The 21,806-nt window shown below is 49.1% G+C and carries 21 protein-coding genes; 17 read left to right on the top strand and 4 right to left on the bottom strand.

Annotated features, from left to right (window positions below):
• Positions 1–5 precede the first annotated feature (5 nt).
• Genes tviB through asnB form a run of 11 tightly spaced genes read left to right on the top strand, consistent with a single transcriptional unit; the run spans position 6 to position 11,512 of the window.
• On the top strand, positions 6–1,277 hold the full coding sequence (tviB, locus tag WJU22_RS06910) for a Vi polysaccharide biosynthesis UDP-N-acetylglucosamine C-6 dehydrogenase TviB (protein WP_341842515.1): 1,272 nt from the start codon (positions 6–8) through the stop codon (positions 1,275–1,277).
• 23 nt (positions 1,278–1,300) lie between these two features.
• Complete coding sequence (locus WJU22_RS06905) at positions 1,301–2,281, top strand: SDR family oxidoreductase (protein WP_341842514.1); 981 nt, start codon at positions 1,301–1,303, stop codon at positions 2,279–2,281.
• A gap of 2 nt (positions 2,282–2,283) precedes the next feature.
• Positions 2,284–3,372, top strand: a complete 1,089-nt coding sequence (locus tag WJU22_RS06900; RefSeq protein ID WP_341842513.1) for a DegT/DnrJ/EryC1/StrS family aminotransferase — start codon at positions 2,284–2,286, stop codon at positions 3,370–3,372.
• A gap of 52 nt (positions 3,373–3,424) precedes the next feature.
• Positions 3,425–4,078 carry a formyltransferase family protein gene (locus tag WJU22_RS06895; RefSeq protein WP_341842512.1) on the top strand — a complete coding sequence of 218 codons (654 nt, stop codon included), beginning with the start codon at positions 3,425–3,427 and terminating at the stop codon, positions 4,076–4,078.
• A 48-nt stretch (positions 4,079–4,126) separates the two neighbouring features.
• Positions 4,127–4,996 (top strand): glycosyltransferase family A protein, encoded by an 870-nt coding sequence (locus WJU22_RS06890; RefSeq protein ID WP_341842511.1) that lies wholly within the window; start codon positions 4,127–4,129, stop codon positions 4,994–4,996.
• Entirely contained in the window at positions 4,996–5,874 is an 879-nt protein-coding gene (locus WJU22_RS06885) for an oligosaccharide flippase family protein (protein WP_341842510.1), read from the top strand. Before WJU22_RS06890 ends, WJU22_RS06885 begins: the two co-directional genes overlap by 1 nt.
• 2 nt (positions 5,875–5,876) lie before the next feature.
• The gene (locus WJU22_RS06880; RefSeq protein ID WP_341842509.1) at positions 5,877–6,245 is read left to right on the top strand and encodes a hypothetical protein; all 369 of its coding nucleotides are present in this window, start codon (positions 5,877–5,879) and stop codon (positions 6,243–6,245) included.
• Positions 6,242–7,507, top strand: a complete 1,266-nt coding sequence (locus tag WJU22_RS06875; protein ID WP_341842508.1) for a hypothetical protein — start codon at positions 6,242–6,244, stop codon at positions 7,505–7,507. The genes WJU22_RS06880 and WJU22_RS06875 overlap by 4 nt, the downstream gene beginning before the upstream one ends.
• A complete protein-coding gene (locus WJU22_RS06870) occupies positions 7,488–8,600 on the top strand; it encodes a glycosyltransferase family 4 protein (RefSeq protein WP_341842507.1) in 1,113 nt (370 codons plus the stop codon). Before WJU22_RS06875 ends, WJU22_RS06870 begins: the two co-directional genes overlap by 20 nt.
• Positions 8,597–9,640: a glycosyltransferase gene (locus tag WJU22_RS06865; RefSeq protein ID WP_341842506.1), complete on the top strand. Its 1,044-nt coding sequence runs from the start codon at positions 8,597–8,599 to the stop codon at positions 9,638–9,640. The genes WJU22_RS06870 and WJU22_RS06865 overlap by 4 nt, the downstream gene beginning before the upstream one ends.
• A gap of 3 nt (positions 9,641–9,643) precedes the next feature.
• Positions 9,644–11,512 carry an asparagine synthase (glutamine-hydrolyzing) gene (gene asnB / locus WJU22_RS06860; RefSeq protein WP_341842505.1) on the top strand — a complete coding sequence of 623 codons (1,869 nt, stop codon included), beginning with the start codon at positions 9,644–9,646 and terminating at the stop codon, positions 11,510–11,512.
• Positions 11,513–11,526: 14 nt separating this feature from the next.
• Here asnB and WJU22_RS06855 read toward each other — a convergent pair whose 3' ends face one another.
• From WJU22_RS06855 to WJU22_RS06840, 4 genes are all read right to left on the bottom strand, one after another.
• Positions 11,527–12,579, bottom strand: a complete 1,053-nt coding sequence (locus WJU22_RS06855) for a right-handed parallel beta-helix repeat-containing protein (protein WP_341842504.1) — start codon at positions 12,577–12,579, stop codon at positions 11,527–11,529.
• Positions 12,580–12,660: 81 nt separating this feature from the next.
• Complete coding sequence (locus WJU22_RS06850) at positions 12,661–13,863, bottom strand: glycosyltransferase (RefSeq protein ID WP_341842503.1); 1,203 nt, start codon at positions 13,861–13,863, stop codon at positions 12,661–12,663.
• On the bottom strand, positions 13,844–14,674 hold the full coding sequence (locus WJU22_RS06845; RefSeq protein ID WP_341842502.1) for an acyltransferase: 831 nt from the start codon (positions 14,672–14,674) through the stop codon (positions 13,844–13,846). Before WJU22_RS06845 ends, WJU22_RS06850 begins: the two co-directional genes overlap by 20 nt.
• Before the next feature lie 41 nt (positions 14,675–14,715).
• Positions 14,716–15,033: an acyltransferase family protein gene (locus tag WJU22_RS06840; RefSeq protein WP_341842501.1), complete on the bottom strand. Its 318-nt coding sequence runs from the start codon at positions 15,031–15,033 to the stop codon at positions 14,716–14,718.
• A 123-nt stretch (positions 15,034–15,156) separates the two neighbouring features.
• Here WJU22_RS06840 and WJU22_RS06835 point away from each other — a divergent pair, with 123 nt between their 5' ends.
• The 6 genes from WJU22_RS06835 to gmd all read left to right on the top strand — a co-directional run bounded on the left by WJU22_RS06835 (position 15,157) and on the right by gmd (position 21,806).
• Entirely contained in the window at positions 15,157–15,597 is a 441-nt protein-coding gene (locus WJU22_RS06835; RefSeq protein ID WP_341842500.1) for a hypothetical protein, read from the top strand.
• Positions 15,594–16,835 carry a hypothetical protein gene (locus WJU22_RS06830; RefSeq protein WP_341842499.1) on the top strand — a complete coding sequence of 414 codons (1,242 nt, stop codon included), beginning with the start codon at positions 15,594–15,596 and terminating at the stop codon, positions 16,833–16,835. The genes WJU22_RS06835 and WJU22_RS06830 overlap by 4 nt, the downstream gene beginning before the upstream one ends.
• Before the next feature lie 652 nt (positions 16,836–17,487).
• The gene (locus WJU22_RS06825; protein ID WP_341842498.1) at positions 17,488–18,816 is read left to right on the top strand and encodes an ABC-F family ATP-binding cassette domain-containing protein; all 1,329 of its coding nucleotides are present in this window, start codon (positions 17,488–17,490) and stop codon (positions 18,814–18,816) included.
• A 61-nt stretch (positions 18,817–18,877) separates the two neighbouring features.
• Positions 18,878–19,384, top strand: coding sequence for a hypothetical protein (locus WJU22_RS06820; RefSeq protein ID WP_341842497.1), 507 nt, complete (start codon positions 18,878–18,880; stop codon positions 19,382–19,384).
• Between the two features lie 66 nt (positions 19,385–19,450).
• Positions 19,451–20,584 carry an acyltransferase family protein gene (locus WJU22_RS06815; RefSeq protein WP_341842496.1) on the top strand — a complete coding sequence of 378 codons (1,134 nt, stop codon included), beginning with the start codon at positions 19,451–19,453 and terminating at the stop codon, positions 20,582–20,584.
• A 109-nt stretch (positions 20,585–20,693) separates the two neighbouring features.
• Positions 20,694–21,806, top strand: coding sequence for a GDP-mannose 4,6-dehydratase (gene gmd / locus WJU22_RS06810; protein ID WP_341842495.1), 1,113 nt, complete (start codon positions 20,694–20,696; stop codon positions 21,804–21,806).

Genomic DNA, 21,806 nt, shown 5'->3' with positions numbered 1-21,806 from the left:
TATTAATGAAGCAAGCGTCCCCAAGAATTGGCATTATAGGTCTGGGCTATGTCGGTCTTCCCCTGGCAGTTGAGTTCGGAAAACATTTCGATGTAATCGGATTCGATATTAATGCACAACGTATCAGCGAACTGCAAAACGGTTTTGACCGCACAAAGGAAACCACGCCCGAAAAATTACGTGAATCAAAAGGGTTGGTGTATTCGATGGATATCACGTCGCTGAGAGACTGCAATGTATTCATTGTTACCGTACCAACTCCCGTAGACAAATATAACCGCCCCGATCTGACCCCGCTGTTGAAAGCCAGCGAAACGGTCGGTAAAGTGTTGAAGAAAGGCGATATTGTAGTGTATGAGTCAACCGTTTATCCGGGCAGTACGGAAGAAGACTGTGTACCTGCCCTGGAGCGGACCTCCGGCCTCAAATTCAATGTCGACTTTTTCTGCGGATATTCGCCTGAAAGGATCAATCCCGGCGATAAAGAGCATACCGTAACCAATATTCTCAAAATTACCTCTGGCTCTACACCCGAAACCGCCAAAACGGTCAACGAACTGTACGGCACCATCATAACTGCCGGCACCCACCTGGCATCCTCCATCCGCGTGGCCGAAGCCGCCAAGGTGATCGAGAATGCGCAGCGGGACATTAACATCGCTTTCGTAAACGAACTGGCGAAAATCTTTAACAAGCTGAATATCGATACCCAGGAGGTCCTCGAAGCCGCGGGCACGAAATGGAACTTCCTGAAGTTCAAACCCGGCCTGGTTGGCGGACATTGCATCGGCGTAGATCCCTATTACCTGGCCCAAAAAGCCCAGGAAATCGGCTACCACCCGGAAATCATTCTTTCCGGAAGAAGGCTCAACGATGAAATGGGCCGGTATATCGGCAGTGAAGTTATCAGGCTGATGATCAAAAAAGAAATCAAGGTAAAAGGCAGCAAAGTACTGGTGCTCGGGATTACCTTCAAGGAGAATTGCCCGGATATCCGGAACAGCCGCGTTTGTGATATCATCTCCTCCCTTCAGTCCCATGACATCAACATCGATGTATTCGACCCCTTGGCCGACCCTGCCGAAGTGAAACATGAATACGGAATTGATGTAGTAAGTGAAAAAACGGTTCAAAATGAACAATACGATGCCATCGTTCTCGCAGTTGCCCATAACGAATTCATCAAATTCGATCTCAAGCGACTCTGCAAGAAAGACGCTGTCATCTATGACGTGAAAGGCATCCTTCCCAAAGAAGCCGTGGACGCAAGATTGTAATGAATCATAATTCCTTTGAAAAAATGACCGATCTAAAGAATTTATCGTTCCTGATAACCGGGGGCGCGGGCTTTATAGGATCCAACCTGGCCGCATTCCTGGTAAAAAATAAAGCGAAGAAAGTACGCGTACTGGATAACCTGGCAACAGGGCACCTTAAAAATATCGAAGCCCTGCGAAATGAACCGAATTTTGAGTTCATAGAAGGCGATATCCGGAATCTGGACACCTGCCTGGATGCCTGCAGGGATATCGACGTCATTTCCCATCAGGCTGCACTGGGCTCCGTCCCCCGGTCCATCGTTGACCCCATTACTTCCAACGAAGTCAATATCACCGGATTTCTGAACATTTTGCTAGCCGCAAAAGAAAGCAATATCAACCGCGTGGTATATGCGGCATCATCTTCCACATATGGCGACAGCAAATCGCTGCCCAAAGTGGAAGACAAGATCGGCATGCCTTTATCGCCCTATGCAGTTACCAAATACGTAAACGAATTGTATGCGCACGTTTTTCATCTGAATTACGGGTTGAATACCATCGGCCTGCGCTATTTCAACGTTTTCGGCCCGCAACAGGACCCCAACGGGGCCTATGCTGCCGTAATCCCGCTCTTTATCCAAAGCATCCTGCAGGATAAGTCGCCCTATCTCAATGGAGACGGAGAACAAACGAGAGACTTTACTTTCATCGAAAACGTGATCCAGGCGAATGTTAAAGCCTTGACGACCGAGAACCCGGCGGCGCTCAACCAGGTTTACAATGTTGCCGTGGGAGAACGAACATCGCTGAAACAGATGTTCGAAATCCTCCGCTCCGTGGAAAACAAAAACATTGAAGCCATCCATCGCGAAGCCCGCAAAGGCGACATCATGGATAGCCTGGCAGACATTACCAAAGCCCGTACTTTGTTGGATTACCAGCCAGCATATACCTTTCGCCAGGGGTTGCAGATTACCTATAACTGGTATAAGGATAATCAAGAATTCATAAACAGATAGCTATGATCAACGTTACCAAACCATATCTCCCTTCCTTTGACGAATACATGAAACTTGTAAAAGGCATCTGGGACAGGAACTGGCTGACGAACAACGGACCACTCGTGAACGAGTTGGAACTGGAACTGAAACAATATCTCGACATAAATCACCTATTGTTCGTAAATAATGGCACGATCGCCATCCAGATCGCGCTGAAAGCCCTTGAACTGGGCAAGGGAGAGGTGATCACGACGCCGTTTTCATACGTTGCCACAACTTCCAGCATCCTATGGGAAGGGTTTAAACCCGTTTTTGTGGATATCGATGAGTTGACACTAAACATCGACCCTGCTAAAATCGAAGCCGCCATTACCGAAGACACCGTCGCCATTCTTGCGACTCACGTTTTCGGCAACCCCTGTGATATCGATACCATTCAGCAAATTGCCGATAAACATAATCTGAAAGTCATCTACGACGCGGCACATTGTTTCGGCACGCAATATAAAGGCAAATCGGTATTTCACTATGGAGACATGATTACCACCAGTTTCCATTCCACCAAGCTTTTCCATACGATAGAAGGCGGTGCTATCTTCACACCAGATGCAAATTTGCTCAAAACAGCTGCCTACATGCGCAACTTCGGCCATAACGGGCCAGAGAATTTCGCAGGGATCGGTATAAATGGCAAAAACTCGGAATTCCATGCCGCCATGGGCCTGCTGAACATCAAACAGGCAGATGCCATCCTGGCCAGCAGAAAAGCCGTGGCAGATGAATACGATAACCTGTTGCAGCATTCCCGACTACTGCGCAAACCCATCATTACACCGAATTCAAAGTTCAATTATGCTTATTATGTCGTAATTTTTGAATCGGAAACGCAACTGCTGAAAGTGGTCGACGAATTGAACAAAAACTATGTTTTCCCAAGACGATATTTCTATCCTTCTTTATCCGAACTGTCTTACCTGAAAGAAACACAACCTACGCCGATCGGTAACAGTATTTCAAGCAGGGTATTAAGCCTCCCGGTATATTATGGTATGCCCAAGGAAGAAATCATGATGATCTCCCGGCTTATACTCAGGGTTTTAAATAATTAATATGCTAAACGTTAAGAATAGGAGACTTGGAATATTCACGGATAACGTCCATATGTGCGCCGATGTCAGGAAAATCATCCTGGATTCGGTAGCCCAAGGGGCCGTTTCCATCGATTACTACTGCTCCCCTTTCTCTGATGCAGACCGGTTTTCGGAAATATTGGGAGAACAGGTGAAGGCCATCGATATAAAGTCGCCCGAAGTGGTACCCATGCTTCGTGAGAAATACGACCTGGTTTTTTCCATCCATTGCAAGCAGATTTTCCCGAAGGCGCTGGTGGAACAAATCAGGTGCATCAATCTCCATCCCGGGTACAACCCGATCAATAAAGGCTGGTATCCGCAGGTGTTCGCCATCATCAAGGACTTACCCCTCGGCGCCACCCTGCATGAAATGTCGGAAACGCTTGACGCCGGCCCGATCATTGACCGAAAACTGGTGCCGCTGCATCATTGGGACAATTCCAAATCAGCCTACGATAAGGTAGTAGCCGCAGAGCTCGAAATTTTCCGGGACAATATTCGGCCGATCCTTCAGGGTGAATATGAAACCTTCGTCGGGGATGAAACTCCCCAGCTTCACATGCTCAGGGATTTCAAAGCACTTCAGCAACTCGATTTGGACAAACAGGTAAGCTACCGTCAGGTGATAGATCACCTGCGGGCGCTCACGCACCCCCTTCAACAACGCCTTTTATCTGGATGAAGAAGGCCGGAAATTTTTTGTGAGACTTGAAATAATACCGGAACAACTATGAAGGTGAGCATTTGTGTCATCATTTACAATCACGGTAAATATATCCGGCAATGTCTCGAAAGCATATTGGCGCAACAGACGGATTTCCCTGTTGAATTGATTATCTCCGACGACAAGTCCAAAGATGATTCCGTACACCAGGTAAATTCGCTCCTCGCATCGATCGACATCCCTCCCCAAATAAGCATCGTACGCCTTTTCCATGAGCAGAACATGGGAATGAACCTGAACTGGCGGAGCGCGATCGAACGCGCCACAGGCGAATATATTACGATAATTGAAGGGGATGACTATTGGGAAGGGACCAACAAACTGGCGACCCAGATCGCTTTTCTGGAAACACATCCGCAATACAGCGGAGCGGCAAACGAAACGAGGGTGCTCCATATGCAAACGGGCCAATACACCTCGTTTACCGCTGCCCGCTACAAAAACGGGCCAATGCCGGAAGCATTCGGAATGGAAGAATACCTGGCCTCCGACTGTCTTTGCCACACATCTTCCCTGGTTTACCGCAATGTATTTTGCGGCAAACCGCTGCCAGACCTTGTGAACACCTCCATGACGCTGGACCAGGCGATATTTACCCTCTTTAACGAACAAAACCTGATCCGCTACTTTAATGAGCCGTGGAGCGTATATCGTGTTCATCCGGCAGGGATCACCCAAAGCAGCCGCCATCGCAATATCAAACTGGTCACCCAAAACCAGATTCAAATGTTTATGGCGTTGGACAAAGCTACAGACCAAAGATTTGGCGACACGCTGAAGAATAAAGTCAAAAAACTCCGGTTCGAACTCGTTCGGATCAAACTCTATCTTCCTCATATGAAGCGTTGGCTGCTAAAAAATCTCCGATCTCAATAATGTTAAAAAAGATATCCTTTACGGTACTGACGAATGTCCTGAATCAGTTTTTGCTATTCATTATCTTTTTGTTTTCAGCAAAACTGTTCGGGCCGGAAGGGCGCGGGGTCATCTCCTCACTCGTGGCCACCATGACGCTTGTAGGGGCCATAACAGGGCTCAGTACCGGCCGGATCATCATGAACGAGATCGCGACAGACGGTCAAAGTCCTGAAGCTTACCTCAAAAAAGAACTTTCCCACTATCTGAGCCTTTCCCTGCTTTCCACCCTGGCAGGCTATCTGGCATTAATGGTCATCTACTGCTTCTTTCCCGGCTTTTTCGGCGAAGTTGCCCCGCTTCACATCGGGATCATGGCCATCAGCCTTCCCTACTATGTATGGTCGAGCTACTCCAGCTACTTCTTTTCGACTATCGGTATAATCACATTGCAGAACAAGATAATCGTAGTCACGAAGTTCCTCTTCATGATAGTGCTGGCCGCGCTTTACCTGACAAATGCGCTGACGCTCACCTGCTTTTTATCGCTATTTTCCCTGTTTAACCTGCTCAATCTGTTGCTCGACCAATATTATATCCGTAAATCGGTCCGGTTTGATATTATCATTCGCCCAGACTGGAAACGGATATCCCGTATTGCCCGGCAAAGCCTGAACATCCATCTGGACACGATCGGGTATATTCTGTATTCTTCCATGACGATTGTGGTGCTCAATATTTATATGGAACTGAAGGATGTAGGCTTGTTCAACTTTGCAGCACAGCTTATCAGCATCCTCATCGTTGTTCCCAGGATCACTTCACAGTTCATTAATACGGAAATCGTCCGTAAGGGAGCGGATGCTATCTGGCCGTTCCAAAAAAGGTATTGCTATTAACAATGGCCGTAGTATTCGGATGTGCAGCGATCGGAAGCTTTTGTTTGCCGGTGCTGCTCGATATGTTTAAGCTGAACTTTGGCCCGTCCGTGCCGTTGTATCAATACCTGTGCATTTCATTACTGATGAATGCTTTTTGCATTTTGATGTCTCCCCAATGGCTGGTACGGGGTAAATTCCGGTTCCTTTCAGTACTTACGCTGATGTCTGGTCTTGCAGGGTTCATTTTCCTGTTGGTTACGATCCGATGGTGGGGGGCAATGGCCGCCGTATGGGCCAATAACATCATTTTCTTCGTTATGTTTATCTTTAACTTTGCTTTCTTCCTGAAGTTAAACAAACGTTTGCCAGAAAATGCACCATCTCAATGAAAAAGAGCACTATATATAGCATAATTTGTTCTATTCTCTTTTTCATTGAATTAACCGGTGTGAAGCTTTCCTTCATGCCGATTGGGCTTTCCAAACTCCTGCTACTTGGATTGACCGCCGCTTTTTTCATCGACCTGGCCCGCACGTCAAAAAACTTTACCATTCCGAAACACATCTTTGCGCTGATACTGGTTTGGATCGGGTTGGGCGTTTATGCTGCGATGGTGACCGTGCTTAACGGGGTTAACGATTTTGCGTTCCTCAATAAAATTGTATATCTCATATATGAACCGGTGTGGACGGGATTTATCATTTCCTATTTCATTACCAGGTATTGGAACATTACCCTTATCGACCTGTTGATCGCGATCGCTAATGCCCTGACGTTACATGCGCTGCTCGCAGTGGCAGCATACCTGCTGCCTCCGGTCAATGCATTGTTCAACGCCTTGCTGCCTAACCTGGGCAACCTGGACGTAGAAATGGGCCTTCGGGTAAAAGGGTTTACAAACCTCGGGGGAGCCTGGCTTTCCTCCATCATATGCCTCGGCGTCATTATTCATTTATACAGAATGTCCGGCATACAGTCCTGGCGCGGCATCCTGCTGGGACTGCTGAAAATCCTGGTGTGTGTCGCCGGCACATTCGTTACCGGCCGGACCGGCTTGATGCTGTCGTTGTTGGCGCTGGCAACCTATCCGCTGATCTGGATCTTTCAACCCGGAGGCAAAAAAACGTTCTACAGGTTTTACGGAATTATTTTGCTGGGGGCTATTCTTATATACCGTTTTACACCCAACATAGACGATTTCGTTTCGCAGGACACACTGAACTGGGCACTTGAGATCTTTATGCAAGGCGACGGGGAAATGTCGACATCCAGCACGCAGGACCTGCAGTCCATGCTATATCTGCCAGACGATAAGACAGACCTTATATTCGGTATTGGTTTCTATGAAACGGCGGTAGCAGGTTATGAGCGTTCGGATTCCGGCTATCTCAAGACGATCTTTTCCACAGGTCTGTTAGGCGCGATCGTTTTTTATGGTTCGTACCTTTTCCTGATGGGGCATACCCTCTGGATGGTAAAGCAGCGGTATGGAATGCCGGAACTGATACTGATCACTTATCTCTATGGCATATTTTTCATCGTTGAAGTGAAAGAGCCGTACCTGCAGACCATCGGCATCCCAAACATTATCTTTTTAATATACTTTACTTTATTTTTTAATAAAAAATTCGATGTCCAAATCTCCCATTAAAATAACGCACGCCTTTTATTCAGGCCTTGGTGGCCATACTGCTGTTTTTTGGGAACTGGAGAAGCATGCCGCCCCCGACTACAAGGTCAGCGTCTGCCTGTATGGCATTGAAGATGTGCTGAATGAAACCCAGACAAAATTCCTGCAAAATAATGTCACGTACAGTTTCGACAAGAAGAAGGGAAAGTGGGACTTGTTGCATGTCATAAGACTGGCATTGCAGATCAGAAAATCGGGCCCGGATATTATTTTCCTGCATGGATCGCATGCGATAATCCCAATTTTCATCTTTTGCCGCCTCCTCGGCAAATCAAAAATCGTTGCAAGGGAAACCCAGGCACTTACCCTGAAAAATCTCAAAAACAAGATCAACTCATTCTGCGTCACGCTCTTCAGCAACCGGATCGTTTATTTGTCTCAGGTATACCGCGATTCCTTGCGATGGAGCAAAGTCAGCTGGCTGGCGCCCAAAATGCATATCATCAACAATGGCCTGGACCTCCAACATTTTAAGCCGGTTGAGATGGGACCGGAAACGGGCGACAGGCCAATTAGGATCGGAATGCAAAGCAGGCTCGTAAGGATAAAAGATCATAAGACGCTCATCCTTGCTTTCCAACAGCTGGTTGCCAGGCATCCCGAACGCCGGCTGGAGCTATTCATTGCCGGCGACGGAGAAACCTTTCAGGAACTCTCCGATATGGTCAGCAACCTTGCACTCACCGATAAGGTGAAGCTGACCGGCATGCTCGATTCCCGTCAAATGGTAGAATTCCTCAATTCACTAGACATATACGTACACTCCTCCCATGGCGAAACGATGAGTAATGCAATTATGCAGGCGCAGGCATGTGGATTGCCCATTGTAGCCACCAACGTTTTCGGCATCAACAACGTGATCCGGGACGGGGAAAACGGATTCCTCTTCGAATTGGGCGACACGGAAAAGCTCACCGGATTGCTGGGAATGCTGGCAGCGGATGATGCATTGCGGGAAAAGATGCGCAAGATATCAAGGGATTACGCCGTAAATGAACTGTCGGGAGAAGCGATGGCAAAAAAATATGACGCATTGTTTAAAAGCCTGGTATGAAAGTTATTCATGTAATAAATAACCTCGCCACCGGTGGCGCGGAAAAACTGCTTACCGATCTCATACCCGCTATGCGGGAACATCAGCACAATGTTGAAGTATTGTTGATCAACGACGATGCGAGCACACACAACATCCAGGTGCTCAGACATGCAGGAGTGCCCGTTAAAATATTGGGTAAACCCCTGTATTCCCTTTCCGCATTCCGGTTGCTGAAAACGGAATTGCAAAATGCCGATATCGTTCATGCACATTTGTTCCCCACTTTTTATTACGCCGCATTGATAAAACTATTGGGGGCAAAGTTCAAACTGATCACTACCGAACACTCCACGACCAACAAGAGGGCCGGCAAATTCATTTTCCGGATGACCGACCGGATCATGTACCGTTTCTACGATCACGTTATTGCCATATCAGACGATGTGCGGCATTCACTTATTAAAAAAGGGGTCGCGAAAAAGAAAGTTTCCGTAATCAGCAACGGTACCGACTTGTTAGCTTTTAAACCGGTGGCGGACCGCCGGCCGCTTCACAGGATCGGCATGGCCGGGCGTTTGAAGCATCCCAAAAATCAGGACGTGATCATTCGGGCCCTGCCATTATTGCCAGAACAGATCAAAGCCGTGTTCGCCGGCGCCGGAGACAGGTTAAATGAGTTAAGCAAGCTCGCAGCCGATCTCGGGGTAGCGCACCGCGTGGATTTCATCGGCATCTCGAATGACATCCCTTCGTTTTACAAAGACATCGATATACACATTTTCGCAAGTCATTCCGAAGGATTTGGACTGGCTTGCATCGAATCCATGGCTGCGGGCGTTCCTACGGTTGCAAGCGACATACCGGCGCTGTCGGTAATTGTAAACGGTCACGGCATTCTGTTCCCGAAAGACGATGAAAAGATACTCGCCGGCCATATCCGGGAGCTTTACGATAACAATGGGTTATACCGGAAAGTGGCAGATGCTTGTTACCTTCGTGCGCAGGATTTCAGTGTAAATCAGACCATGGAAAAGTACCTTCAAATATATCAACTATAGCATATGTGCGGAATTGCAGGCCTTATACAAATCAACGGAAATGTAAACGTCCGGTCAGAAGAAATCCTTCGCAGGATGTGCACCAATATACAGCATCGGGGACCAGATGGTGCCGGTTATTGGAAAAACCCTGGAGGCAAGGCGTTGCTTGGGCACAGAAGGCTCTCCATCATCGATCTCAGCGAAGCCGCGGCACAACCAATGGAATCGCCGGCAGGGCGCTACACCATTGTATTCAATGGCGAAATCTATAATTATCTCGAGCTGAAAAAGGAACTGCTTGCCGCCGGTGCCCGATTTACGACGCAATCGGATACGGAAGTGATCCTGAAAGGTATCGAGACCTGGGGTATCACCCCCACCGTTCAACGACTTATGGGCATGTTCGCCATTGCCGTATGGGACGAATCTGCACAGGAACTCACCCTTATCCGGGATTATGCAGGCGAAAAACCACTCTATTACGGCATCCGCAACGGCATGTTCTTTTTTGCTTCGGAACTGAACGCCCTGGACAATATACCCGAATTAAGCAGCACGATCGATCCCCGGTCCGTATACGGGTTCTTCCGGTACTCATACGTTCCCGCCCCCGGCTCGATCTATAAAGACACATTCAAACTCTTACCCGGCCATTATCTTACGTATAATGCCGCTATCGCGGATAAATTCCCTCTTTCCGAAATCCCTGTCCATCCCTACTGGAACCACTTACAAGAGGCACAGGAGCCGCTGATCGACAAACAGGACGTTCTTCCCGTTTTCAATGAAACGCTGGAAAAAGTCGTTCAGCAACAAATGATTTCAGACGTTCCCCTGGGGGCATTCCTCTCCGGTGGTATCGATTCCTCCCTGATCGTTGCCATCATGCAGAAAAATGCGTCCCGCAAAATCAATACTTATACGATCGGCTTCGATAATCCGGATTTCAATGAAGCTCCGTTCGCAAAAAATGTAGCCAGGCACATCGGGACCGATCATCACGAATATCTGTTTTCCACCAGGGAACTGGATGAACTAGCCGTAAGCGTCCCGGCCCAATTCGATGAACCTTTCGGTGATTCCTCCCAAATCCCTACCTTCCTTTTATCCCGGTTCGTGCGCAAACATGTAACGGTAAGCCTTTCGGGCGACGGTGGGGACGAAGTTTTCGGCGGATATAAAAAGTATCTCCGTGCGCGGGAAATCCACCAGCGCATTGGAAATGTTCCCACAGCAATGCTGAAGTCCATAGAGCTGGTTGCATCATTGACTCCTGCGGGCAGGAAAAAATACGGGCAGTTATCGGGGTTAAAGTCCCCGGAAGGGCTCTACGGGAAACTTTCCTGTAACCCGATCCCGGCGGGTTTATTGAATATCCGGGCAGAGGATGGGTCACAACTTGCCAAGCATGGCGTACCGGGTGCAACATTGCTCGACCAGTTCATGTATTTCGATTTCAAGACCTATCTGCCAGATGATATCCTGGTCAAAGTGGACCGGTCTGCCATGGCCAACAGCCTGGAAACCAGGGCGCCTTTCCTGGATAAGAGAATACTGGCATTTTCTGCCCGTTTACCACTTTCAGAAAAGGTCAATGGCAACTCACTAAAGCACATCACCCGTCAATTGCTGAGCCGGTATATGCCTGCCGAATTGTATGAAAGGCCTAAAAAAGGGTTCAGCGTACCCCTTAAAGAGTGGTTCAGGAATCCGGAGTATACTTTTATTGATGAAGTATTCAATGCCGCAGGGCCTAAAGACGAATTCCTCCAATACAATGTTGTCTGCCGGTTACTGCAAGATCATAGGGCCGGAAAGGAAGATCATTCCAATCTGCTCTGGAACATATTCGTATGGTATGTTTGGCGGAACCGCTCCCTGGTCAGATAACGACAGTTTTTTGTTTATCGGATGGAAACGTTGGATAAGACTGCCGGGATATCGCCTTTGGCGGCGCTGCGCAATTTACTTTTACTTTTACCAAAGCTGATGTTTACAGCCGCTCCTCCCGCCGCATAATTCTCTGCGTTAATAGGTGTTTTCTTAGGCTGCCAATCAGGATTTATGATCTTGATATCTCCCTTTCTGAAATTAGCATTGCGGCTGGCCTTCGCGTTCCCGCCGGCATTGGTCATGAGAAACAAGCTGCTTTCAGATCTCGTATCAACATGATTCAAGATCGTAACAGAAACGGGCGTAGTCTGATTGTGCACCTTGAAATGCTTGTTAATCAACTCTGTCTTATCCAGGCAAATGGCAATTCCCCATAGTCCATTGTTGTCTGTTTTAATGTTCTCCAGTCTGACATTTTCCACGATGTTGCCCGAGTGGTTCGGCTCAATGTCTATCCCGCACATTGGCCTGGCCCCGTTCGTATTGTTGAAACTGGAATTCCTGATCAGCAGGTTCTTTACTGAAATTACACTGATACCATTTCTCCTGTTATTGTCGCAAAGCGTCGAAAGGATCGTTACGTTTTCCGAATAATTTTTGTCAAGCGTTTCACTTACATAAATCCCATCACCCCAACAATCCCTGATCACGGCTCCGGAGATATACACATTACTGCTGCCGAGTATGGAGATACCCATTCCCCATTCTCCACCATTGCCGATATGTTGCTTACGATCTCCCACGATATTGGGGCCTATCAACCGAACATTACGCACGTCCTTTACCCGAAGTATTTCGTATTGGGGAAGGTTCGTAGGCTCCAGCATCAATTTACTTCCCTTTTTAAATATAAGCGTCTGATTGCTCCTCACATTCAGGCCTTGCCTCGACACACGCAGGGGAATGGCGGGAAAATATACCGTATCATACTTGTCCATCGCCTCCTGGATCAATTTCGTGTAGTCCTTGCTGCCGGATTTGTCGTAACCCGCCGGAAGCACCTGCGCGAGTTGAACGGACTTACGGCCACCCTGGGCATGGACCTTTATTACCATGCACAGCATGCAGGATATTAATATTAATATTATTCTTACAGTACGTATGGTCATGATGAATGTATTATTCCTCTTTACAATTCTTCCCCTTTATTTGTTCACCAGGTCGGCATAAAGGGACTTCATATCCCTGACGAGGCGCTGATAACTATAAATCGACAAGACGTAACGTTTCCCTTCTGTGGAGAATTGCCGCCGCAACTCGGCGTCCCCTGTCAATCGCCGTAATTTTTCGGCAAAATCATCAACATCACCATGCTTCACCAGGTATCCGGACTTGTTGTCCAAAACAACATTGGCAACCCCGCCCACATTGGTAGAAACGACCGGTAATCCTGCGGCATGCGCCTCGATCAGCGTCATGGGCGTACCTTCGTTCAGGGATGTCAATACTGCAATATCCATGCCTGCATACGCATTCACCATGTTTTTCTCCCACGACGTAAAAATCACTTCCTTATTATCCGGAGAAGCAGGTGAATAGCTGTAGGATATCCCTGCCGCATCCAGTGCTGCCATGATCTCTTCCTTACATTCTCCATCGCCAATGATAAAAAAGCGCACATTTTTCACGCCTCCGCGGGATTTCATCGCAGCAATTATCCTGGTAAAGAAAATATGGTCTTTCACAGGTGCCAGCCGGCCCACGATCCCAACCGCAATCTCTTCGGGCTTCAGTCCGTATTTCGCCCTCCATTCGGTCCTCCGTTCCTCCATCCCTGCCTGAAACTTATCCAGGTCGATACCATTGGGCACCACGGTGATACGTTCGGGCTTACATATATTGAAGGTTTCCGACAGTTCGGAACGCTGGATATCGCTGATGGCAATAATCCTCGTACTTAACCGCGCAAGGAACCGCTCAATCCAGATGTAAGCCTGCGTTTTCCATTTACCGAAATAGCTATGAAACACATGCCCGTGAAAGGTATGTACCACTACGGGCACTCGGCAGTAAAAGGCAGCCAGCCTGCCGAGGGCACCGGCCTTGGCGGCATGGGTATGGACGATATCGGGCTTATAGGCCTTGATCACTTTCACCAATCGCCAGAAAGAACTAACGTCGCCCCATAAATTCACCTCCCTTTTCAAATCAGTAATAGATTCGTACCGGACTTCGTGCTGATTGAAAAGGAAATCAGCGGATTCTTCGTCTTCCCGGTTGGGGCCGCAAATCAGCTTGGTTTCGAAATCCGGCGCCATGTACTTGGTCAGGTACAACGCATTAAGAACGGGGCCTCCAATACTACTTCTATTCAGTATTCGAATGACTTTAATTTGTCTGTTTTCCATGTTGATTGATGAATTTATCCGGAACGGGAGCTATCTCTTCCTGCAGCGTTCTGGCAGCCGGTTTTCCCAAAGACTTCAACCGCTTGCCGGCCCCGATCCCTTTCAGTTCGATGAACCGGTAGGTGAGGCTTGAAATAAATACGATAAGCGTAAGGATGGCAAGTACCAAAAGGTTATCGAAGAGCAGGTTTCCCGTAGTGATATATCTGACATCCCCGACCATCGGGGTAAAATTGAACTTGAGGATTTTCCCGGCCACCATTGCTAACCCGAGTAAAACGGTCAGTATTCCAAAATGCGTTATATAGATCGAATAACTGAGTTTACCGAGGTAATTAATGACTGATTTCTTCAGCAAACGAGACACCGGGCCCATTTCAAATGCAAAAACGATAACGGTAACGGAAAACAGAAGGGTTATTAACAATCGCTTTGCGGGCACATCGGACGGGAGGAGAAGATAAATTGCGAGCACCAGTATGCATTCCGCAAAAATAAAAAAACCGGCAGCTTTTGCGTTTATCCGTGCCTGAAGGCGCTCATAGATCTCATATGCAAGGCTACCCAGGAAAAAACAGGAAAGGCCACTCAGCACTGCGGGTTTGAGGACGTACCATTCCCAATGCAACGCGGCCAGCGCAAAGATGGCAATACCTGCAAATACCGGGTTCCTGACTTTGCCGAAAACCGTCAGGATAAAGGCAAAGATGATATATATGTAAAACTCGACACTGATACTCCAGGCCACGGAATTGAAAGATTCGGTATCGGCAGCAGGGATCCAGGCCTGCAGCAGGAAAAGATTCGGCAATATTTCCGATGGTGCGGTAGCCCCGCTGAAGGGCGCATTGTTCAGGCTGACACCGTACCGGAGGCAAAAAGCTTGATCGCCTCGAAGGCAATGAAAAAGAGGAGCATGCAGACATGCATCGGGAAAATGCGAAACGTTCTGCTGATCAGAAAATCCTTGAACTGCCCTTCCGCGAACGATCGTTTGCCGTACGTGAAATACATGACGAACCCGCTCAGGATAAAGAAAAACTCAACGAAATACCGACCGTTCCTGAAGAACGGAAATTCAGCAAAACTCAACAGAACATGTATATGGAAGAGCACAACAAACATTGCACAAATTCCCCGGAGTCCATCAAGCGCTTCAAATCTCTTCATGATAATAAATTAACAGTTGATTTTGATAACCGGGCCAATTTTTACCTTACGCTCCAGAATGTAGATCCCGGGGCTTGAGGGGCATTGCATCAGGCGACGCAAAAATATGCATTTTAAGAGATTATGGGACGTTTTCTTATGTTCGGCCCGGATCGTTTATCTTTGCCACTCCAAGGCATGGTTTTTGCCATCCGTGAACTCAAATCAAACGAAATGAAGAATTTCTTCCGCGTAGCCATTCCATTGCTATTAACTGCCCAAGCTGCGAACGCACAGGAAAAAGCGCCGGTTATCAGCCCCTACCATTACCAAAATATCCGTGAAATTTACCTGGATTCCGTAAACCGGCACTCTGCGTTGCAACCGATCCTTCATGAGGACAATTCCGCATTGTACGACCCGGCCGACAGTACGCGCCGCTCCTGGTTTCACCGCAAATTATTCAAGGAACACCTGTTCGAATTCAGGGAGCCCGATTTCAACGTATTCGTCGACTTCCTCCCTGATTGGCAAATCGGGAAAAGCAATCAGAACCGCACCCCTGGCTCAATACCCGGGGCGTGAAAGTGCAGGGCAACATCGGCAGGAATTTTTATTTCGAAAGCTCCTTTTACGAAAACCAGGGCGTTTTCCCCCGGTATCTCGACAGCTTCGTAAACCGGCACCGCGTCTTACCCGGACAGGGCATGATCAAATACAATGACAAGATTGGTAAAACGTATGATTTCTCTTACGTCAACGCTTTGATTTCCTACACACCCAGCAAATATGTGAATTTCACACTCGGGTATGGGACCAACTCCTTCGGAGACGGCTATCGCTCCATGATCCTGTCAGACATAGGGTTTAGCTACCCTTATTTGCGGATCACAGGCACCCTGGGCCAGTTTCAATATACTTCCATGTGGACCCAATTCATGGATATCGGATCCAAAACGGTTGGCGAAGCTTATGAAGGCGTAGGCTATCCAAAAAAATGGGGCGTGTACCATTTCCTCGACTGGAATGCTTCCAAAAAACTCACGGTCGGCCTGTTCGATGCCATCATTTGGGGCGATGTGGATACCGCAGGTCGTAAACGCGGGTTCGACTGGAGCTACCTGAATCCGATCATTTTCCTCCGCCCGTCCGAATACTCCGTCGGCTCTTCAGATAACTCCGTTCTCGGCATGAACGCCAAGTACAAGCTATTCCCCAAAACCACGCTCTACGGCCAGTTTGTTCTGGATGAGTTCAAACTGAAGGAATTCACCGGCGGTAATGGATGGTGGGCCAATAAATGGGCTGCCCAATTTGGCGTCAAGGCTTTCGACCTGTTCAAAGTCAATAAGCTGGATGTACAGGCAGAATATAACGTTGTACGACCATACACTTATTCATTCAGGAATAACCTGGCGAGCTATACCCATTACGGCCAATCGCTGGCACACCCGCTGGGCGCGAATTTCAACGAAATGCTGGGCATCGCGTCCTACACATTTAAACGCTGGTATTTCAGGGGGCAGCTCAATTACAGCCAGCACGGACAGGATGCCAACCCCGACGAAAACTGGGGCGGAGACATTTTCAAACCCTACACCAGCCGGGAAAAAGATTACAACAACAAAATCGGCCAGGGCCTCAAAACGAACCTCTTCTACGGCCAGGGCACCATCGCCTTCGTCCTCAACCCGAAATACAACCTCCGGCTGGAAGCCTCCGCAGCACTCCGTAACGAGAAAAACGACCTGCGCACCAACCGCGAGTTCATCTTCAACTTCGGCCTCCGCAGCACCTTCCGTCAATTCTATTACGATTTCTAAGAATTTAATTTATTTATATACGAAAGCCCCTCCGCACAGAGGGGCTTTCGTTTTGTTTCAAAAAATCACACGAAAATGTTGCAACACTTATATCACTTTATTCCATAACTTAGGAACAGTACTTTAATCTAATTGTCATGACTAGCCTGTTCCTGAATTTTCTCTCCGGAGGGATCGTATTCGTAGGCCTCTTCTCCTTCGCATGGATCATGAAGAAGGTCGAAAAAGCCCAATAATCCCTACCTAACCTAAAACATCATTTTCTGTAGCAAAATCGATTTAAAGCCTCCCTCTCCAGGGGAGGCTTTTCCATTCCCATCACCCCATCAACGAAAAAATCCCGCCCATACAGGCAGGATTTTTTATTCTCCTTCAACCAGGGGAGACAAACAAAAGATACCACAAAAAAATGGAAAAAGGCCGTGTCTGGGGCAAGCGATGGATGAGCCTGCTTCTGCCGGAGCTCCCCTGTTATATCATTTTCACCCGAAGCAATTACGGGATGCCATTAAATTAGTTGATTCTTATAGTAATGCTGGAAGGCTATAAATAAGGTTCCCATTGAAAAAAATCCCATCTGTTATTCCCTTTATGAATATACGAAAAAAATATTGAAAAAACCAATTTTCTGAAAAGGGTTTAACTTCGCGCCATGCATTACGTAACGGTGGAGGGACTCTCCAAATCATTCGGCGAGAAGCCCCTTTTTGAAAACATCTCATTCCATATCGAAGAAGGCGATAAAATCGCCCTCGTAGCCCTCAACGGCACAGGAAAATCGACCCTCCTCAAGATCCTCACCGGCACCGAACACGGCGACGAAGGCAAAGTATGGATCCATAAAGACGTTACGGTTGTTATGCTCGAACAGTCGAGCCGCCACCAACCCGGCGAAACCGTCCTCGAAAACATCTTCGACCACGACCATCCCATCCTCAACGCCATCAAGGACTACGAAGCCCTCACCGATGAAGACGGCCCCGAGCCCGACGCGCTCGCCCTCTCCGCCGCCATCGAGAAAATGGACGCCCTCAACGCCTGGCATTTCGACGCCAAAGTCAAACAAATCCTCGGCAAACTCAATATCCACCACCTCGATCAACCGGTCGACAAACTCTCCGGCGGCCAGCAGAAACGCGTGGCCCTCGCCAAAGTACTCATCGACATCGGATTCGAACATAAACACACCCTCCTCATCCTCGACGAGCCCACCAACCACCTCGACGTTTCCATGATCGAATGGCTGGAACATTACCTCGACCAGGAAAACGTAACCCTCCTCCTCGTTACCCACGACCGTTATTTCCTCGACTCCGTCTGCAACGAGATCATGGAAATCGACAACAACGAGCTCTACATCTATAAAGGGAATTACGAAAACTACCTCGAGAAAAAGGCCGCCCGCGAAGAATCTGACCGGTCCAGCACCGAAAAAGCCCGCAACCTTTACCGCAAAGAGCTGGAATGGATGCGCAAACAACCCAAAGCCCGCACCACCAAATCCAAATCCCGGCAAGACGCCTTCTACGACGTAAAGGAAAAAGCCGCCAAACGCCTCGAACAACAACAACTCGAGCTCAACGTCAAAATGACCCGGCTCGGTGGTAAGATATTGGAACTCAAGAAAGTATATAAAGCCTACGGCGATCTCCAGATCCTCCGCGGCTTCGATTACACCTTCAAAAAAGGCGAAAGGGTTGGCGTAGTCGGCAAAAACGGCGTCGGCAAATCCACCTTCCTCCACATGCTCCTCGGCTCCGAACAGCCAGACTCCGGCAAAATCAACGTGGGAGACACCGTGGTTTTCGGGAATTACTCCCAGCAAGGGCTCGTGATCAAGGAAGACATGCGCGTCATCGAATTCGTGAAAAATATCGCCGAAAACTTCCCCTGGCAGACGGAACAAAAGTTTCAGCCGCACAATTCCTGCAACTCTTCCTCTTCCCGCCCGAAAAACAATACACCTACGTATCCAAACTGAGCGGCGGGGAAAAAGAAGGCTCCACCTCCTTTCCATCCTCTTCCGCAACCCCAACTTCCTCGTGCTCGACGAGCCCACCAACGACCTCGACCTGCCCACGCTGAGCATCCTGGAAGATTTCCTCCTCAATTACCAGGGCTGCATCATCATCGTGAGCCACGACCGCTATTTCATGGACAAACTGGTAGATCACCTCTTCGTTTTCGAGGGAGACGGCGTAGTGAGGGACTTCCCCGGCAACTACACCCAGTACCGCGAATGGGAAAAAGACCAGGAAAAAATCAAAACCGCTCCCCCCAAACCCGCTGAAGTCGCCGCGCCTGCACCCGTTCAACCCGTGGAACAGAAAGGGAAAAAAATGTCTTTCAAGGAGAAAAGGGAACTGGAGCTCCTCGAAAAAGAAATCGCCGCGCTGGAACAGGAGAAAAAATCGATCGACGATCAGATGGCCACCGGGTCGCTGTCGTACGACCAGCTCCAGCAGGCCGCAAAACGCGTGGGAGAAGTGATGGAGCTGCTGGACGAAAAAGGGATGCGATGGCTGGAGCTCAGCGAAATGGCGGGCTAACGGTAACGTTAACGGACTAGCATTTTTCGGGATTTTGGTTTAGATTTAACGGATAAACCCGTGCCAATGAACCAAAATCAACGCTTTCTATCCTTAGATGTATTTCGCGGATTGACGGTTGCCTGTATGATCCTCGTGAACACACCGGGCAGCTGGCAGTACGTGTATGCGCCGCTCAACCACGCCAAATGGAACGGCTGTACGCCTACCGACCTGGTGTTCCCGTTCTTCCTTTTTGCCGTGGGCAACGCCATGAGCTTTGCCATGAAGAAGTTCAACACCCTGAACAATGCGCAGGTGCTGGGCAAGATCTTCAAGCGGACGGCCCTCATTTTCTTCATCGGCCTGTTCCTGAACATGTATCCGTTCGGGCGCTACGACGCGGAAGGGCATTTCAATTTCATGGACTTCAATAACCTCCGCATTCTCGGCGTGCTGCAACGCATCGCGCTGTGCTATTGCATCGGGGCATTGCTCATCCACTACCTGAAACCAAAAGGCGCCGCCATCGCCACCGTCCTCATTTTGCTGGGCTATTGGGCCGTGATGTATTTCTTCGGCGCGCCCGGAGACCCTTACAGCATGACCGGCCACGCAGGCCAGGCCATCGACCTCGCCATCCTCGGCGAATCGCACATGTACCATGGCGAAGGCGTGGCTTTCGAGCCGGAAGGGCTCCTCAGCACCCTGCCCGCCGTCGGGAACGTGGTGTTCGGCTTCCTGGTAGGCGCGTATGTTCAGAAAAACCGTCATGCCCGCGGCATGCTCCTCAAACTGGTGATCGCCGGATCGGCCCTCATCGCCATCGCACTGCTGTGGAGCTCCGTTTTCCCCATCAACAAGAAAATCTGGACCAGCTCCTATGTGCTTTACACCGTAGGCCTGGCCACCCTCGTGCTTTCCGTCCTCATTTACCTCATCGAAATGAAAGGCTGGCAGGGCAAAGGGACCTACTTCTTCGAAGTGTTCGGGAAAAACCCGCTGTTCATTTACGTGCTGTCGGGCATGCTGGTAGACACTTACACCTATTTCCGGCTCGGCCCTGACCATGAAGGGCTTTACAGCTGGATGTACCATCATATTTTCCAGCCCGCCCTGGGCGATTACCCGGGCTCCCTGGCCTTCGCACTGTTCCATGTGCTGCTGCTGTGGCTCGTGGGATGGTGGATGGATAGAAAGAAAATTTATATACGTGTGTAACGACGGATAGATGCAGACCGCCCGGCAGATTTGTCCGGGCGGTTTCATTTTTCCCCCGCCGATACCCGGGATAATGCTATTTTTGCCGGGATAAAATCCGCCCAAACAGATGAAAAAAGCTTTAATTACAGGGATCACCGGGCAGGACGGCGCCTATTTGACGGAACTGCTCCTGAAGAAAGGGTACGAAGTGCACGGCATCAAGCGCCGCACCTCGCTGTTCAACACAGACCGGATCGATCACCTGTACCAGGATCCTCATGAACCTAACGTCCACCTGAAACTGCATTACGGCGACCTTACGGACTCCACCAATATCATCCGCATCATCCAGGAAGTACAGCCAGACGAAATTTACAACCTCGGCGCCATGAGCCACGTGCAGGTAAGTTTCGAAACGCCGGAATACACCGCCGACGTGGATGGCGTGGGCACCCTCCGCATCCTGGAAGCCGTGCGCCTGTTGGGCTTGACGGAAAAAACCCGCATTTACCAGGCTTCTACGTCTGAATTGTACGGCCTGGTGCAGGAAATCCCCCAGTCCGAAAAAACCCCGTTCTACCCCCGGTCTCCCTACGCCGTCGCTAAAATGTACGCATACTGGATCACCGTCAACTACCGCGAAGCCTACAATATGTACGCCTGCAACGGTATCCTCTTCAACCACGAATCTCCCCTCCGCGGCGAAACCTTCGTGACCCGCAAAATCACCCGCGGCGTCGCCAAGATCGGCCTCGGCATGCAGGATAAACTCTTTATGGGCAACCTCGACGCCAAGCGCGACTGGGGCCATGCCAAAGATTACGTGAAAGCGATGTGGCTCATCCTCCAGCAGGATAAACCCGAAGATTACGTGATCGCCACCGGCGAAACCAACACCGTCCGCGATTTCATCCGCCTCAGCTTCGCCGAGATCGGCGTGGAACTGGAATTCTCCGGCGAAGGCGCGGAAGAAAAAGGTATCGTCAAATCCGCCACCCATCCCGATTTCCCCCTCAAACCCGGAACGGAAGTGGTAGCCGTGGACCCGCGGTATTTCCGCCCCACCGAAGTAGACCTCCTCATCGGAGATCCTACCAAATCCAAAACCCAACTGGGCTGGAAACCGGAACACGACCTGTATAGCCTCGTGAAAGACATGATGCAGGCCGATATCGAGCTTTTCCGCCGCGAAAAGCTCCTGAAAGACGCAGGGTACAAAGTCCTGAACCAATTCGAATAA

Origin of the sequence: Chitinophaga caseinilytica (assembly GCF_038396765.1) — a bacterium.
Taxonomy (GTDB): Bacteria; Bacteroidota; Bacteroidia; order Chitinophagales; family Chitinophagaceae; genus Chitinophaga; species Chitinophaga caseinilytica.
Note: the sequence above shows the minus strand (reverse complement) of the source record. Positions and strands in the feature narration are given on the sequence as shown.

Bases quoted from the DNA above. Each gene is read 5' to 3' on its own strand.
- tviB (WP_341842515.1), top strand. From the start codon at position 6: ATGAAGCAAGCGTCCCCAAGAATTGGCATTATAGGTCTGGGCTATGTC.
- WJU22_RS06905 (WP_341842514.1), top strand. From the start codon at position 1,301: ATGACCGATCTAAAGAATTTATCGTTCCTGATAACCGGGGGCGCGGGC.
- WJU22_RS06900 (WP_341842513.1), top strand. From the start codon at position 2,284: ATGATCAACGTTACCAAACCATATCTCCCTTCCTTTGACGAATACATG.
- WJU22_RS06855 (WP_341842504.1), bottom strand. From the start codon at position 12,579: ATGCTGTGCATGGTAATAAAGGTCCATGCCCAGGGTGGCCGTAAGTCC.
- WJU22_RS06825 (WP_341842498.1), top strand. From the start codon at position 17,488: ATGCATTACGTAACGGTGGAGGGACTCTCCAAATCATTCGGCGAGAAG.
- WJU22_RS06835 (WP_341842500.1), top strand. From the start codon at position 15,157: ATGGGACGTTTTCTTATGTTCGGCCCGGATCGTTTATCTTTGCCACTC.
- WJU22_RS06840 (WP_341842501.1), bottom strand. From the start codon at position 15,033: ATGAAGAGATTTGAAGCGCTTGATGGACTCCGGGGAATTTGTGCAATG.
- asnB (WP_341842505.1), top strand. From the start codon at position 9,644: ATGTGCGGAATTGCAGGCCTTATACAAATCAACGGAAATGTAAACGTC.
- gmd (WP_341842495.1), top strand. From the start codon at position 20,694: ATGAAAAAAGCTTTAATTACAGGGATCACCGGGCAGGACGGCGCCTAT.
- WJU22_RS06850 (WP_341842503.1), bottom strand. From the start codon at position 13,863: ATGGAAAACAGACAAATTAAAGTCATTCGAATACTGAATAGAAGTAGT.
- WJU22_RS06815 (WP_341842496.1), top strand. From the start codon at position 19,451: ATGAACCAAAATCAACGCTTTCTATCCTTAGATGTATTTCGCGGATTG.
- WJU22_RS06875 (WP_341842508.1), top strand. From the start codon at position 6,242: ATGAAAAAGAGCACTATATATAGCATAATTTGTTCTATTCTCTTTTTC.
- WJU22_RS06865 (WP_341842506.1), top strand. From the start codon at position 8,597: ATGAAAGTTATTCATGTAATAAATAACCTCGCCACCGGTGGCGCGGAA.
- WJU22_RS06890 (WP_341842511.1), top strand. From the start codon at position 4,127: ATGAAGGTGAGCATTTGTGTCATCATTTACAATCACGGTAAATATATC.
- WJU22_RS06885 (WP_341842510.1), top strand. From the start codon at position 4,996: ATGTTAAAAAAGATATCCTTTACGGTACTGACGAATGTCCTGAATCAG.
- WJU22_RS06870 (WP_341842507.1), top strand. From the start codon at position 7,488: ATGTCCAAATCTCCCATTAAAATAACGCACGCCTTTTATTCAGGCCTT.
- WJU22_RS06895 (WP_341842512.1), top strand. From the start codon at position 3,425: ATGTGCGCCGATGTCAGGAAAATCATCCTGGATTCGGTAGCCCAAGGG.
- WJU22_RS06880 (WP_341842509.1), top strand. From the start codon at position 5,877: ATGGCCGTAGTATTCGGATGTGCAGCGATCGGAAGCTTTTGTTTGCCG.